The sequence below is a fragment of the Amycolatopsis heterodermiae genome (assembly GCF_034929455.1).
GTDB classification, from domain to species: domain Bacteria; phylum Actinomycetota; class Actinomycetes; order Mycobacteriales; family Pseudonocardiaceae; genus Amycolatopsis; species Amycolatopsis heterodermiae.
In genome coordinates, this window is record NZ_JAYFSI010000004.1 from 111,626 (window position 1) to 125,569 (window position 13,944).

The 13,944-nt window shown below is 70.0% G+C and carries 13 protein-coding genes and 1 tRNA gene; 7 read left to right on the top strand and 7 right to left on the bottom strand.

The genetic code is table 11. The annotated features are described in order from the left end of the window. Positions 1-16 precede the first annotated feature (16 nt). The gene (locus VA596_RS19425; RefSeq protein ID WP_323329119.1) at positions 17-1,000 is read right to left on the bottom strand and encodes an SCO0930 family lipoprotein; all 984 of its coding nucleotides are present in this window, start codon (positions 998-1,000) and stop codon (positions 17-19) included. An 86-nt stretch (positions 1,001-1,086) separates the two neighbouring features. Beyond that, on the bottom strand, positions 1,087-2,823 hold the full coding sequence (locus tag VA596_RS19430; RefSeq protein ID WP_323329121.1) for a class-II fumarase/aspartase family protein: 1,737 nt from the start codon (positions 2,821-2,823) through the stop codon (positions 1,087-1,089). 740 nt (positions 2,824-3,563) lie between these two features. Here VA596_RS19430 and VA596_RS19435 point away from each other — a divergent pair. Then, the gene (locus tag VA596_RS19435) at positions 3,564-4,196 is read left to right on the top strand and encodes a TMEM175 family protein (protein ID WP_323329122.1); all 633 of its coding nucleotides are present in this window, start codon (positions 3,564-3,566) and stop codon (positions 4,194-4,196) included. Positions 4,197-4,206: 10 nt separating this feature from the next. Here VA596_RS19435 and VA596_RS19440 read toward each other — a convergent pair whose 3' ends face one another. Next, positions 4,207-4,740: a DinB family protein gene (locus tag VA596_RS19440; RefSeq protein ID WP_323329124.1), complete on the bottom strand. Its 534-nt coding sequence runs from the start codon at positions 4,738-4,740 to the stop codon at positions 4,207-4,209. Between the two features lie 209 nt (positions 4,741-4,949). On the opposite strand from VA596_RS19440, the gene VA596_RS19445 reads away from it, so the two are divergent. Further along, complete coding sequence (locus VA596_RS19445; RefSeq protein WP_323329126.1) at positions 4,950-5,798, top strand: COG1361 family protein; 849 nt, start codon at positions 4,950-4,952, stop codon at positions 5,796-5,798. Between the two features lie 18 nt (positions 5,799-5,816). Here VA596_RS19445 and VA596_RS19450 read toward each other — a convergent pair whose 3' ends face one another. Next, complete coding sequence (locus tag VA596_RS19450; protein WP_323329128.1) at positions 5,817-6,362, bottom strand: AAA family ATPase; 546 nt, start codon at positions 6,360-6,362, stop codon at positions 5,817-5,819. 109 nt (positions 6,363-6,471) lie between these two features. Here VA596_RS19450 and VA596_RS19455 point away from each other — a divergent pair. Continuing rightward, a tRNA-Lys gene (locus tag VA596_RS19455) sits at positions 6,472-6,544 on the top strand. A gap of 74 nt (positions 6,545-6,618) precedes the next feature. Next, on the top strand, positions 6,619-7,101 hold the full coding sequence (locus VA596_RS19460; protein WP_323329130.1) for a SixA phosphatase family protein: 483 nt from the start codon (positions 6,619-6,621) through the stop codon (positions 7,099-7,101). On the opposite strand, the gene VA596_RS19465 is transcribed toward VA596_RS19460, so the two are convergent. Continuing rightward, the gene (locus VA596_RS19465) at positions 7,098-7,799 is read right to left on the bottom strand and encodes a S1 family peptidase (protein ID WP_323329132.1); all 702 of its coding nucleotides are present in this window, start codon (positions 7,797-7,799) and stop codon (positions 7,098-7,100) included. The genes VA596_RS19460 and VA596_RS19465 overlap by 4 nt on opposite strands. 258 nt (positions 7,800-8,057) lie before the next feature. On the opposite strand from VA596_RS19465, the gene VA596_RS19470 reads away from it, so the two are divergent. Next, positions 8,058-9,902 (top strand): ArnT family glycosyltransferase, encoded by a 1,845-nt coding sequence (locus tag VA596_RS19470; protein ID WP_323329134.1) that lies wholly within the window; start codon positions 8,058-8,060, stop codon positions 9,900-9,902. Here VA596_RS19470 and VA596_RS19475 read toward each other — a convergent pair. Together VA596_RS19475 and VA596_RS19480 are read right to left on the bottom strand one after the other, a co-directional pair. Next, on the bottom strand, positions 9,892-10,263 hold the full coding sequence (locus tag VA596_RS19475) for a hypothetical protein (RefSeq protein ID WP_323329724.1): 372 nt from the start codon (positions 10,261-10,263) through the stop codon (positions 9,892-9,894). The genes VA596_RS19470 and VA596_RS19475 overlap by 11 nt on opposite strands. A 22-nt stretch (positions 10,264-10,285) precedes the next feature. Further along, a complete protein-coding gene (locus tag VA596_RS19480) occupies positions 10,286-10,651 on the bottom strand; it encodes a hypothetical protein (protein WP_323329136.1) in 366 nt (121 codons plus the stop codon). Between the two features lie 444 nt (positions 10,652-11,095). On the opposite strand from VA596_RS19480, the gene lanKC reads away from it, so the two are divergent. Next, positions 11,096-13,660 (top strand): class III lanthionine synthetase LanKC, encoded by a 2,565-nt coding sequence (gene lanKC / locus VA596_RS19485; RefSeq protein WP_323329138.1) that lies wholly within the window; start codon positions 11,096-11,098, stop codon positions 13,658-13,660. 38 nt (positions 13,661-13,698) lie between these two features. Then, on the top strand, positions 13,699-13,842 hold the full coding sequence (locus tag VA596_RS19490) for a SapB/AmfS family lanthipeptide (protein ID WP_155548626.1): 144 nt from the start codon (positions 13,699-13,701) through the stop codon (positions 13,840-13,842). The last annotated feature ends 102 nt before the right edge of the window (positions 13,843-13,944 follow it).

The following is a 13,944-nucleotide window of genomic DNA, read 5'->3' on the forward strand; positions in this document are numbered from 1 at the left end:
CAGTGGGTTCGGTGGCTCAGTAGCTGTAGCCACCGGAGTCGCTGGAGCTGCTGGATCCCGTACCGCCGCTGCTGGCCGGAGCCTGGCTGGTGGCGGCGGTCGCGGGGTTGGTGCCGAGCTTGCAGCCGGCCGGCTCGATGACGAACCAGGTGCCGTTGACGCCCATGCCGTTCGCGTCGCCCGGCTTCAGGTCCTTCGAGAAGGTGTAGACGGGCCAGCCGCCGATGGTGACCTGCTCGGTGCCGTCCGCGCGCTTGATGCTGCCGAGCAGCTTCGAGTCAATGCCCTGCAGTTCGACCTTGCCGTTCGAGAGGACCGGGGGCCAGGTCTTCTGGCAGTCACCGTTGCAGGCGGAGGTCTTGGCCTTCTTGGTGTCCTTGGTGAACAGGTAGAGGGTCATGCCGTTCTGGTCGGTGATCGCGTCACCGAGGCCGTCGATCTTGGTGGCGCTGAGCTTGACGACACCGGCTTCGGCCGCGGCCTGCCCAGCCTTGCCACCCTTGGCGTTCGCGGCGTACCAGGCGCCACTGACGCCCTGGCCGGTCGCGTCACCGGCCTTGGTGTCCTTGGCGTAGCGGTAGAGCGCCCACCCGCCGACGGTGATCTGCTCGGTCCCGTCGTCCCGGGTCACCTTGCCGACGAGGCTCTTGTCGACCCCCTGGACCTGAACGTCCCCGGTGGCGAGCATCGGCGGCCAAGCCTTGGCGCAGTCACCGTAGCAATTGGACTTCGGCGGCTTCGCCGTGTCCTTGTCGAAGCGGTAGAGGGTCATGCCGTTCTGGTCGGTGAGCACCTGGCCCACGCTGGCGACATCGGCGACGACGAGTTTCGACTCGTTCGACGCCGGGGCCGCGTTGCCCAGCTGCTGGCCGCCGCCGGTGCCACCGGCCGCCGCCGGAGCGACGACGGGCTGTGCGGTTTCGGCGCCCGAGCAAGCGGTGAGCACTGCCAGCCCGGCTGCCGCAGCGGCGACGGAGACGGCGATGCGCGTGCGAAGCATGGAAGTTCTCCTTGTGTCCGTAGGGGTTTTCCGCCGCTCGGTGCGGCTGCCTGATACCCACTACACGGACACTCGGCGAAGGCGGTTCAAAGAATTTTCGCGGACCCTCCGGCCCAGGTCGAGGGCTCTGTTGTTGCGGAGCCGAGGGCGCGATCGACCAGCGTGCCCGCCGCGCCCGTGTACCCGGCGGGGTCCAGCAGAGCGTCGAGCGCGGCCGGCGTCAGCACGTCGGTGACCGCGGGAAGCGCGTCGAGCACCTCCCGCAGCGGACGGCCTTCGCGCACCGCCCGCCGGGACGCCTCCCCGAGCAGTTCCTTCGCCTCGGCCTTGCCGAGCAGTGGAGAGAGCACCGCCGACAGCCGCTCGGAGACGATCAGCCCGTGGGTAGAGGACAGGTTGTCCCGCATCCGGCCGGGATGAGCGGTCAGCCCACGCGCCAGCTCGACGGCCGTGTACGCGGCCCCACCGGTCAACCGCAGACATTCCCGGACGAGCTGCCACTCGGCGTGCCACACCCCGGCCGACCGCTCGTCCTCGGCCAGCATCGACTGCGTGACCCCGGCGGCCAGCACGGGCACCTGCAGCGCGGCGGAGCGCACCAGCGTCGCCAGCACGGGGTTCCGCTTGTGCGGCATCGCCGAGGACCCGCCCCGCCCCTCCGCGGCCGGTTCGGTGACTTCACCGACTTCGGTCCGCGTGAGCGTGACGACGTCGACCGCAAGCTTGCCCAGAGCACCCGCGGTGAACGCGAGCGCGCCGACGAGGTCCACAACCGGCGTCCGCAGCGAATGCCACGGCAGGACCGGCACGGCCAGCCCGGTCTCCTCGGCAAAGGCCACGGTCAACCGCTCCGCATACCCGGCGTCGGCAGAACCCGCCCCCACAGACCCGGCCTCCGCATACCCGGTGGCGTCCCCAGCCCCTACAGACCCACCGTCCGCAAGTCCGGCGCTCGCGGCCCCGGCCTCCGCAGGCTCGATGCCCGCAGACTCGATGTCGACAGGCCCGGCGCCGTCAGCCATGGGCCCAGCGTCCGTACGCGCAGCTTCGTCCGACCCGGAGAAGGCCAACTCGGTGCCGGCTGCTTCCGCGCCCGCAGCCCCGATGCCGGCAGCCACCCCGTCAGTGAACCTGGCGTCGGCACTCCCAGTGTCCGCACGCGCAGCTTCGCTCGACCCAGCGTCGGCGAGGCGGGCGTACTCGATGTACGCCGCCAGCGTTCCGGCCGCGCCGCCCAGGGAGACGGGCAGGCCGCCGTCCAGTACCCGGCGGACTCGCACGGACGCGTCCAGCACCAGCTGCCGCCAGCCCGCGGCCTTGAGGCCGAAGGTCGTCGGCACGGCGTGCGCCGTCAGCGTCCGGCCGGCCATGACCGTGTCCCGGTGCGCGCGGGCCAGCTCGGCCAGGGCCCCGGCGGTGGCGTCGAGGTCATCGGCGAGCGGCCGCAGCGTCCGGGCGGCGACCAGCATCATCGCGGTGTCGAAGATGTCCTGGCTGGTCGAGCCCCGGTGCACGTACTCAGCAGCCTCGGGCGCGCCAGCGCCGACGGCCGACGTCAGCGCCTTGACCAGCCCAACAACCGGGTTCGCGGTAGCCCGCGCCTCCCGCGCCAGCTCGACGACATCGATGCGCGCGCTACCCGCGACCTCGGTGATCGCGTCCGCCGCGGCAGAGGGCACCGTACCGAGCCGAGCCTGCGCTCGAGCCAACGCAGCTTCGGCATCAAGCATGGCGCGCAACCAGGCCTCATCACCGGTCGAAGACTCGGCCGGAGTCCCAGCCCGCACCGGAGACAACAGCCCGCAATCAGGATCGACGGTCATGACCTCAGCATCGCACGCACCTGACCCCGACCACGGCCGAGCAGTCACCCACCAAAGGCTCGGCCGGCAACCGTTCACCCAGCGCCTGCCACGACGCCTGACCACGCCAGCCGGCTTGCCCAGCCGAACCACGCCCGCCGACTGCGGCTCCCGAGCCAAGCCCGCCGACCGCGGCTCCCGAGCCACGCTCGCCGCGAGCTCACCAAGCCATGCCCGCCGACCAAGTCCACCGATCCGTGCTTACCGGACCATGCTCGCCAGCCCAAGCCTGCCGACTAGGCCTGCCGAAGCCTGCTGAACCAGGCCTACGGAACCCGCGCCTGCCGAACCGCGCTCTCCAGTCATGCCTGCCGACCAAGCTCGTGGACGAAGTCCGTCAAACCAGGTCCGCTTGAGCCAAGCCCGCCAAGCAGAACTTGCGCGACCACGCTCGCCAAACCACGCCCCGCCGACCAGGCGCACTGGACCAAGCCCGTCGAACCACCTCTGCCGACCAGGCCCACTGGACCAAGCCCGTCGAACCGCCTCTGCCGACCAGGCCCACTGGACCAAGCCCGCCGGACCGCCTCTGCCGACCGTGCCGGTCGAACCACGCCAGCCGACCGAGCCCGCCGAACCGCGCCAGCCGACCGAGCCCGTCGAACCACGCTTGCCGGCCAATCCCGCTGAGCAAGCCCACCGAGCCACGCCGGGTGACCTCGGCTTCGGTCACCCGATCGCGTCTGGCACCCTTTCCGACCATGACTGACGCCACGCCCGGCGAAGACACCGCCGCCGCATCCGAGGAACGGTTGTTCGCCGCCGAGCGGCTCGTCTTCTTCTCGGACGCCGTCGTGGCCATCGCCATCACCCTGCTCGCCCTCGAGCTGCCGCTGCCGGAGGGGCCCTCCGGCACCGAGCTGCTGCACTCACTCGGCGATCACAAGTCCGAATACATCTCCTTCCTGATCAGTTTCGCCGTCATCGGCGGGCACTGGCGCGCCCACCACCGTCTGTTCGAGCACGTCACCAGGGTGACCAGCGGCCTGATCAGGCTCACCTTCGTCTGGCTGCTGATGCAGGTGATCATGCCCTTCGCCACGAAGGTGATCGGCGAAGACGGCGCGTTCGAATTCCGCTTCGTCTTCTACGCCGTCGTGCAGGTCGTCGCGATGACCGTGTTCGTCCTGATGGTCTGGCAGATCCAGCGCCACCACCTGTACCGCGCGGACACCCCGCCGGAGCTCTTCGGCAGGACCTACCGCGGGGCCGGCGTGATGATCGCCGCCTTCGCCGTGTCGATCCCGGTCGCGTTCTTCACGACCTGGGCCTACGCCTGCTGGATCGTCATTCCGCTCGTCTCCGGCCTCCTTCTTCGGTTCCGAAAGGACTGAAAGGACTGATTCACTCGCCCGTCACGCCGTCGACCCGTTCGCGGATCAAGTCGGCTTGTCCACAGTGGCGCGCGTACTCGCCGACCATCCGCAACATGAGCCAGCGCAAGGTGAACGGCGTGCCGGTGCTCCGCCGGGTACCGGTCGCGTCCAGTGAGCTCGCCGCGACGATCTCCCTCGACCGCTCGCATTCGGCGCGCCACAAAGCAAATTCGTCCTCGACGTTCCCGTCCAGCACGGTGAACTCGAAGTCCGGGTCGTCGTCGGACAGGTAGAGGTTCGGGACGTCCTCGCCCGCGAACTGGATCTGGAACCACCACCGCTCGACACCGGTGAGGTGCCGCAGCAGCCCGTGCAGTGACAGCGACGACGGCGATACCGAGCGCTCCGAGAACTGCGCAGGTGTCAGCCCGGCGCACTTCAGCTCGAAGGTGCGCCGGTAGTAGTCGACGGTCTCGGTCAGCGCCTGCAGCTCGCCCGCGACCTGGGTCAGCTCGGCGCGCTCACCGGTGAGCCGCGGCCCGTAGACGATGTGTTCGGTCATGCGCGGAGCGTGCCACAGGGGTACGACAATTTCGGTTCGCGGCGCCGCCCGGTGACCGGGCAACGGCTGATAACCCCAGTTCAGACACGGTTTGGCGGACCCGGTAACGAATCTTCGGGAGCGGCGATCTGATCTTCGTCACCTGCTGCGCAGTACCAGTCCCCACCGGTCGGAGCGGCACCCTCGGTTCGGAAACAGGAGAACGAACTATGAAGCGAACCGGTCGAAGAACCGCCGTTCTGGCCGCGCTCACCGCCGCGGTCCTCATGGCGGCGCCCGCCGTCGCGTCCGCGGCCCCGCCCGCCAGCGCCCTCGACGTCAGCGACACCACCCTCGGCGCCGGCGACACGTTCACGGTCACCGAGCAGCTCTACAACCCGACGGACTTCACGATCACCGGAGCGAAGGCCGCGGTCTACGCCAAGGAATCGCCGATCGTCGACGTGGTCGACCTCGTGTCGTGCACCGGCTCGATCGCGCCGTGCGCGCAGTACCTGAGCAGCTTCCGCGGCGGGGTCGGCGACCTCGGCCCCGGCGACAGCGCGACGGTGACGTTCACCTTCCGCGTCAAGGACGACGCCATCGGCGGCCAGTACACGCTGCAGCACCAGTTCGCGGGCGACAACTACGCGTTCGGCGTCGAGGACGGCCCGGCCGTCACGATCACGGCGGCGCAGAAGGCCGACGTCAAGGTCGCGCTGGCCGCCACCCCGCGCATCGGCGTGTTCGCCCGGGTCGACTACGTGGTCACGGTGTCGAACACCGGCCCGGCCTCGGCGACCGGCGTCCGCGTGACGGTCAACCCGGGTCCGAACCGGACGGTCACCTCGATGACCGGCTGCACCAAGTCCGGCACGACGCTGAGCTGCACGTTCGGCACCCTCTCCGCGGGCGCCTCGGCAACGGCGAAGTTCACGTCCGAAGGCGGCATCCTCGCCTGGGGCGCGTTCACGACCACCGCCCAGCGCGCGGCGAGCACCCCGGCCGACCCGAACGCCGCGAACGACGCGGCGTCGAAGAAGTGCACGGCGTACACGGGTCTCTACGTGACGTGCTGATCCGTCCATAAGGGAGCGTCAGAGCGCAAAGTCCGCCGTGCGGCCCCGAAGCCGCACGGCGGACGTCGTCTCTTCGACGCTCTGCTCCGAGGTGTCGAGCACGTACCGCTCGAGTTCGCCCAAGGCGGCGAACGCCCAGTGCATGGCCTTGATGGGCTCGATCTCGGTGAGTTCCCGGCCTTCTCGGGCGGTCCCGCGGGCGAGCGTCACGTCGAGGCTCGGCCGCAGGACGACGTAGAACAGGTCCAGACCGTCCCGCTTCACGGCGTCGCGGAACGGCGGCAACGCCCAGGGCCCGACGATGCCGTCGAGTACCACGTCGTAACACCCGCGGGCGTACCCGCACGCGGCTTCGGCGAGCACGCCGAGCACGACCTCGTTCTGCTGAGCGGCCGCAGGCAGGTACGGCGGCACGAAGCCGGTCCGGATCCAGACGTAGAAGCTGTCGGTGTGCAGGTGAACGGTCGGCCGCGTCGCCCCTTCGGCAACCGACTGGGCGACGGTGGACTTCCCGGCCCCGGGCGGCCCGGTGAGGATCAGCAGCGAACCGCTTTCGTCAGGCATGGACGCCATCATGGGCAGGTCCGCCGGGGCAAGACCAGTCTTGACCTCCACAGCGGGCTGATCCACCCGCAGACGGCCGCCGAGCAGGTCCCGGCTAAGCTGAGCACACGGGCCGTTAGCTCAATTGGTAGAGCTGCGGACTTTTAATCCGTAGGTTCTGGGTTCGAGCCCCAGGCGGCCCACTCAAACTCGCAGGTCAGTGGTCCATCGGGCGAGCACCGGCGCAGTCTGGCCGGTGTTGTGACACGCTTCAGCTGTGGATCGATTGCTTCTCGTTGTCCGGCACGCCAAGTCCGCCTGGCCGGAGGGCGTTGATGATCACGAACGTCCTCTCGGGCCGCGGGGGCTCGAAGACGCCCCCAAGGCCGGGCGCTGGCTGAGGGAAAACGGCTACTTGCCCGAGCGCGTGCGCTGCTCCACGGCTCGCCGGGCGCGGGAGACCTGGCGGCTCGTCTCCGGGGAGTTCGAACAGCAGCCGCCGGTCGAGTACGACGGTGACCTCTACGGGGGTGACTACCTGGACATCGCGCGTCGGACGCCGGAGGACGTCGTGAGGCTTGCGCTCGTCGGGCACGAGACCAGCGTCAGCGATGTGACTTTCCAGCTGGCCGGAAGAACGGCGATCGACGCGTTCCCGACCGGTGGCGTCGCGGTATTCGCGGTGACGGAAAGCTGGGCCCGGCTCGAGCGGGCCCAGCTGACCGCTTTCTTCCGTCCTCGGGATTTCCCGGGAAACTAAACTCCGGCCACGCTGGAAATCCAGCTGCGGTAACGCGTGATGTTCGTGTACGCCGTGTTGTTCGACCGGTCGCTCGTCGACGCCACGCCGACCTGGCGGCCCGAGGCGAACATCGGGCCGCCCGAATCGCCGCCCGCTGTGATGCCGTTGACGCGGTTCGCGCACACCGCGACGCCGCCCGCGTAGTCGCTGCAGCCGATCGAGTTCACCCGGACCGTCGCGACCTTCAGGTAGCGCGACTGGCAGTTGATCTCGGAGCCGCACTGGCTGGTCGCGCCCCAGCCGTAGACCGAGACGTTCTGGCCGACCGTGACGTCGCCGACGGCGCCGAGCGGGGAGTACGTCGCGCTCACTGACGTCGTCAGGCGGACGATCGCCAGGTCGGCGCTCGGATTCCGGGTGATCGTCGACCCGGTGGCCGTCACGCCGCCGCTGGTCTGGTCCAGGCTGCCGATCCGGAACGTGTACGTGCCGGAGCTGCTCACGCAGTGCTTCGCGGTCAGGATGTACTGCGGCGCGATGATCGTCGCGGTGCAGTTCTGCTGGCCGTTCACGAACAGCCGCGCCGCCCAAGGACCGCTCGAGGCGTTGCTGCCGCCGATGATCGACGTCTCGGCCGTCGCGGGGCCGGCGAGACCGACCACCGCCAACGCCGCACTCGCGGCCAGCAGGACGAATTTGCCGAAGCGTACTTTCACGCTCACTCCTTATGGGTGCGGTGGATGACCGCACGGAAAAGGCCGGTGGGGACCGAACGTGAGGATTGTCCGTTTACGGGGCGAATTTCCGGAACCGACGAAAGTCGTCCGGCGAACCCTCATTTATTGCCGGGAGGAGGGCTACCTACTGTTCCCGTGCTCAACCCATGGGTGGAGAACCCGGATCAATCCCGGGCTTGAGGACTCCGCCGCCGCGCCGCCCTAGCGTCCTTCACACGGGGAACCGGAGGGGGAGACATGACGGCAAGGAGTGAACGCGTCGCGTTGGGGGCGGTGCTGGTCGTCGCCGCGACGCTCTGGTGCTGGGCGTTGGGCAGCCGGACACTGCAGCCTTACTACGCCGCCGCCGTGCATTCGATGTCCCGGGACGTCACAGCGTTCTTCTTCGCGGGCTTCGACCCGGCCGGGTTCGTCTCGGTCGACAAGCCGCCGCTCGCGTTCTGGACGCAGACGCTCGGCGTGACCGTGTTCGGCTTCCACCCCTGGGCGATCGCGCTGGTCCAGGCCGTCGAGGGCGTCGCCGCGGTGTTCGTGCTGCACCGGGTCGTCCGTCGCTGGGCCGGGCCGGCGACGGCGTTGCTCGCCGCGGCGCTGTTCGCGCTGACGCCGATCACCGCGGCGATCAACCGGGACAACGTGCCCGACACGCTGCTCGTGCTCCTCCTGCTGCTCGCCGCGTACTGCGTCACGCGGGCGGTCGAGGGGAACGGGACGCGCTGGCTGGTGTGGGCCGGGGTGTTCGTCGGCCTCGGCTTCCTGACGAAGATGCTCGCCGCGTGGATCGTGCTGCCCGGGCTCGCGCTGGCGTACTTCCTCGGCGCGCGTGAACGCAGGCTGTCCCGGCTCGCCTTGGCCGGCGCGGTGACGCTGGTCGTGTCGCTGTCCTGGCCGGTCGTCGTGAGCCTGTGGCCGGGCGCGAAGCCGTTCGTCGGCAGCACCACGGACGGCTCGGTGTGGCAGCTGGCCTTCGGCTACAACGGCGTGACGCGGCTGGTCGGCGGCACGACCGGCGTCGGCGCCGGGTACGGCACCACGATCGGCGCGACCCTCGGCGGCGGTCCGGGGCCGCTGCGGTTGTTCGACACCGAGGTCGGCGGGCAGATCGCGTGGCTGCTGCCGCTCGCGCTCGGGTCGCTGGTCGTCGCCGCGTGCCGGGCCCGCGGCGCCGCGCCGGAGACCAGGGCGGGCTGGGCACTGTGGGGTGGCTGGCTGGTCGTCGGCGCGGCCGTGTTCTCGTTCACCGGCGGCATCTTCCACGGCTACTACACCGCCGAGCTCGCACCGGCGATCGCCGCGCTTTCGGCGGCGGGGCTGGTCACCGCGTGGCGGTGGCGCAGCGCCTGGTTCGTCTTGCCCGTCGCGGTCGTGGTGACCGCCGCACTCGCGTTCGTCATCCTGGACCGGACGCCCGGCTGGCTGCCGTGGCTGCGGTACACCGTCGTCGCGCTGGCGCTGCTCACGGTCGTCGCGGCCCTGCTGCGGTCCCGGGTGGTGCCGATCGTGACGGGCCTGGCCACGATCCTCGCCGGGCCGCTGGCCTACGTCGTCGACACCGCGGTGCGGCCGGTCAGTGTGCTGGAGTCCGCCGACCCGAGTGCCGGGCCGTCGTCGACGTCGGCGTTGAGCAGCGTTGTCGGCGCTAAGACGGGCGAAGGTGCCGAAGCCGCGTACATCCGCTTCATGGACAGCGCGTACGAGCTGAGTCCCGGCCAGCGCGAAGTGCTCGCTTACGCGAAGGGGAGCACGCTCGCCGTCGAGGGCGGGACGTACGGCGCGGACCCGTTCCTGCTGAACACCGAGGCGCGCGTGGCGCCACTCGGCGGTTACCTCGGCTTCGATCCGGCGCCCGCCGCCGCGGACCTGCCGGGCTGGGTGGCGGCCGGGAAACTGCGGTACGTGCTGCTGCCGCGGGTCTACCTCGAGATGGGCCGCGGCGGCGGAACGGGGGCCGCCGAGGAAGCGGCCGAGCTGATCCGGCGGATCGGCTGGGAGGCGAAGCAGTGCCGTCCGGTGCCGCCGGCCCGGATCGGACCGGATGCCGCCACGGCGGGGGTGCTCTTCGACTGCGCGGTCAGGCGGTGACGCGCGCCGGGGCGGTTTTGCGCAGCCAGTACAGGCCGATGACCGGCAGGACCAGCGGGATGAAGAGGTAGCCCTCGCCGTAGACCGACCAGACGGTCGGGTGCCGGAAGGCGGCCGCGTCGACGATGCTCAGCGTGCCGATGGTCAGCACGCCCAGCAGCTCGATCGAGCAGGCCGTCAGGGCCACGCGCCACCAGCCGTCGCCGCGGCGGGCCAGTGCGATCGTCGCGACGATGTACACGACCGCGGCGAACGCCGAGAGGATGTACGCGAGCGGTGCTTCGTGGAACTTCGTGCTGATCTGGACGCCGGCCCGCGACGTCGCGGCCAGCGCGAAGATCGCGTACACGGCGACGAGCACCCGTCCGGGGCCGGTGGCCGTCCTACGCTGTTGCTCCACTCCACACCTCGTTCAGTCGCAGCACCATCACCGGGATGGCCAGGCAGGCGATGCCGAGCACGACCGTGCTCGACCGGCTCCGCTCGGCCAGCGCCCAGGCGGCGCCGGCGGGCAGCACGACCAGGCAGCCGATCAGGTAGGCGAGGAACGTCGCCAGGCTGCCGGGGCGCTCACCGCCGGCGAGCAGCACGATCCCGATCACCAGCTGGACGACCAGCAGCACCTCGATGACCGCGAGCGCGATCAGGAGCGGGTTGTCCGGTTCCCGGTTGCGGGCCGCCTGGACGAAGCTCCAGAGCGCGACGAGCGTGGCAGCCACGGCGACCGTCACGGCGAATCCGAAGATCACCCGTTCCTCCTTCCGGTCCGCCGACGTCAACTTACCCCGGGGTACCGGACGGCCCGTCGGCCGTGTGGGGCGGGCGTGGCAGGGGCCACGCGAGGTGATCCACAGTGGACCGGACGGCCAACCTGACCTCGTACTATCGGGAAAATTGATCACCATGCGCCCTTGATGGCATTCTGCCAATTCGGTGGTTTATTCCGGCGAGGTCTTGTTCGGACCTGCAGGAATGGCGTAAAAACCTTCGTGTTACACCCCGACAGGGTGGTTGGTTGCCACGTGGAAATCACGCAGGGTTCGACTACCGCCTGGTAAGTGCCTCTTTTGCCTACCTCGGATAGCCCAGTTGAACCCCCGGGTTGGCGGATTGGCGTGGACCCGTCCGGCATGGGGGAATATTCCTCGTCCCGGGCCGCGCTGCACCGGGGAACGCACAGAGGGGTTATCTCGATGGACCTGCGCTACGAAGCATTTTGCTTCGCCGATCCGTTGTTCTACGACGAACAACAGGAAATCGGTGCGTCGGTCGGCGAGTTCGCGACGGCGCTGCCGGCGCCGGACGCCGGCTGGGTCACCGCCCAGCGTGGCGTGTGGCGCGTGCTGCACCCCGAAGGTCGTGAATTGCCCGGTCAGGGCTGGAAAATCCACGTCTCCGCCGGTCTGGACAACGCTCGCCGGGTCCTCGTGCAGGTGCACGAGTACTGTCTCGAGTACCGCGTCGCCTACAAGCACCTGCGCTCGCCGCTGATCCTGCTGGCCCGGAACTCGAAATACGCACCCCGCGACGGCAGCGGGAAACTGATCACGATTTATCCGGCGAATGAAGACGAGCTGAAGCGCGTCCTGGACGATCTGTCGGTGCGCCTCGAAGGCGAGCACGGGGCCTATATTCTGAGCGACTTGCGTTATGGGGGCGGTCCCCTGTATGTGCGCTACGGCGGATTCGCCGAGCAGTGGGTCGAACACGACGGCAACCGCGTCCTGGCGATCCGCAAGCCGGACGGCAGGCTCGTTCCTGACAAACGGGAACCGACGTTCTCCGTCCCCGACTGGGTGAAGATCCCGCCCTGTTTGCAGAGCAGTATCGCTGCGCGTAAGGCCGGTGACCCGGCTCAGTTCCCCTACCGGGTGACGAGCTCGCTGCACTTCTCCAACGGTGGTGGCGTCTACCTCGCCGACCCGAAAGCGGGCGGTGACCAGGTCGTCCTCAAGGAGGCCCGGCCGCACGCCGGCCTGGACCGGGCGCAGATCGACGCCGTTGAACGGCTGCGACGCGAACACAGCGTGCTCGACCGGCTGACCGGTATCCCCGGTGTGCCGCGCGCCATCGAAACCTTCACCGTCTGGGAACACCACTACCTCGCCATGGAGTACATGCCCGGCACGTCGCTCGGCAACTGGCTGGCCCGCAACTACCCGCTGACCAGGCGCGACACCACCGAAGCCGACCTCACCGCGTACGCCGAACGCGCGCTGGCCGTGCTGGCGAAGGTCGAAGAGACGATCGAGGCGATCCACGCCCGCGGCTTCGTCTTCGGTGACCTCCACGCGCTGAACATCCTGATCGACGAAGACGACGAGAGCCGGGTTTCGCTGATCGACTTCGAGATGGCCGCGGACGTCGAGTCCGGCGAGCGGCCCGCGCTCGGAGCGCCGGGCTTCCGCGCGCCGGCCGACCGGGTCGGCTTCGAGATCGACGAGCACGCCCTGGCGGCGCTGCGGCTGTGGCTCTTCCTGCCGCTGTCCGCGCTGCTGGAGCTGGCGCCGGCGAAGCTGCGCGGCATCGCCGACTTCGTCGAACGCCGGTTCGGCCTGCCCGAGGGGTACGCCGACGCCGCAGTCTCGGTGCTGGCTCCGCGTGCGAAGTCCACGGAGCCGGCACCGGTCCACACCGAGCTGGACCAGGAGAAACCGGACTGGCCGCTGGTCCGCAAGCAGATCGCCGAGGCGATCCTCGCGAGCGCGACACCGGAGCGTCAGGACCGGCTGTTCCCCGGCGACATCGAGCAGTTCCGGGTCGGCGGCGCCTGCTTCGGCGTCGGTGCCGCGGGTGTGCTGCACGCCCTGGACGTCACCGGCGTCGGGCGGTTCCCCGAGCACGAGCGCTGGCTGATCGAATCGGTCCGCCGTAACCCGCCGACCCGGCCCGGCTTCTACGACGGCACCTACGGCATCGCCTACGTGCTGGAGAACCTCGGGCACCACGACGAGGCGGGCCGGCTGCTGGCGTCGTCCGCGCGGCTGGTCGAGCAGACCACCGACCACGCGCTCGAGGGCGGGCTGGCCGGTATCGGCCTGACCCAGCTGCACTTCGCCGCGGCCCGGCAGGACAACGAGTTCGGCAGGCAGGCGCTGACCACCGCGGTCCGGCTGGCCGAGGCGCTCGAAACCGCCGCGCCGCCCGGGAAGTTCGCCCGCGCGGGGCTGCTGTCCGGCTGGTCCGGCCCGGCGCTGCTGTTCATCCGGCTGTTCGAGCGCACCGGTGAGCCCGCGTGGCTGGCGTTCGCCGACCAAGCGCTCAGCCGTGACCTCGAGGAATGCGTGCTCGCCGACGACGCGTCACTGCAGGTCCGCGACGGCGCCACGCGCACGCTCCCGTACGCCGGCATCGGCAGCGCGGGGATCCTCGCGGTCGCCGAGCAGCTGGCGCGGCACCAGCCCGGAGCCGCCGCCTGCGAGAGCCTGCCCGAGCTGCGCCAGTCGTGCCGCGGCGAGTTCGTGATCCACCCCGGCCTGCTCTACGGCCGGCTGGGGCTCGCGGTCGCGCTCGGCATGGGTGCCGCACCCGACCAGCGCGTCCGCGACGCGATCGACCTGCACCTGGCCCGGCTGGCCTGGTACGCGGTGCCGTTCCGCGGCGGGCTCGCCTTCCCCGGCAACCAGCTGCTGCGGTTGTCGATGGACGTCACCACCGGCGGCGCGGGGATCCTCCTCGCACTCGCCGCCCTCCTGGACGGCAAGGAGGTGCTGCCCTTCCTGGGCGGCACGCCGTCCCCCCACACCTCCGGTCGCTGAGGACCGGCGGAATCGAAGAACAATCGAAAGGAAGTTCCATGGAACTCGTTCTGGAGCTGCAGGCCCTGGAGACCCCCGAGGTGCTCAACGGTGGTCACGGCGGCGGTGGCGGCGCGCCGTCGAACCTGAGCCTGCTGGCCTCCTGCACCAACAGCACGCTCTCGCTGCTGACCTGCCACTGACCTGGCAGTTCGCACGCAAGTAGTGCCTAGGTGAACAGTGCGGGAGCGGCACAGGCCAAGTGCGCCGCTCCCGCACGTTCATTCTGGCCCCGGAACCGCCTT

Excerpts from the sequence above, each read along its gene's own strand:
- VA596_RS19450 (WP_323329128.1), bottom strand. The coding sequence starts at position 6,362 with ATGCCTGACGAAAGCGGTTCGCTGCTGATCCTCACCGGGCCGCCCGGG.
- VA596_RS19470 (WP_323329134.1), top strand. The coding sequence starts at position 8,058 with ATGACGGCAAGGAGTGAACGCGTCGCGTTGGGGGCGGTGCTGGTCGTC.
- VA596_RS19445 (WP_323329126.1), top strand. The coding sequence starts at position 4,950 with ATGAAGCGAACCGGTCGAAGAACCGCCGTTCTGGCCGCGCTCACCGCC.
- lanKC (WP_323329138.1), top strand. The coding sequence starts at position 11,096 with ATGGACCTGCGCTACGAAGCATTTTGCTTCGCCGATCCGTTGTTCTAC.
- VA596_RS19440 (WP_323329124.1), bottom strand. The coding sequence starts at position 4,740 with ATGACCGAACACATCGTCTACGGGCCGCGGCTCACCGGTGAGCGCGCC.
- VA596_RS19430 (WP_323329121.1), bottom strand. The coding sequence starts at position 2,823 with ATGACCGTCGATCCTGATTGCGGGCTGTTGTCTCCGGTGCGGGCTGGG.
- VA596_RS19425 (WP_323329119.1), bottom strand. The coding sequence starts at position 1,000 with ATGCTTCGCACGCGCATCGCCGTCTCCGTCGCCGCTGCGGCAGCCGGG.
- VA596_RS19435 (WP_323329122.1), top strand. The coding sequence starts at position 3,564 with ATGACTGACGCCACGCCCGGCGAAGACACCGCCGCCGCATCCGAGGAA.
- VA596_RS19490 (WP_155548626.1), top strand. The coding sequence starts at position 13,699 with ATGGAACTCGTTCTGGAGCTGCAGGCCCTGGAGACCCCCGAGGTGCTC.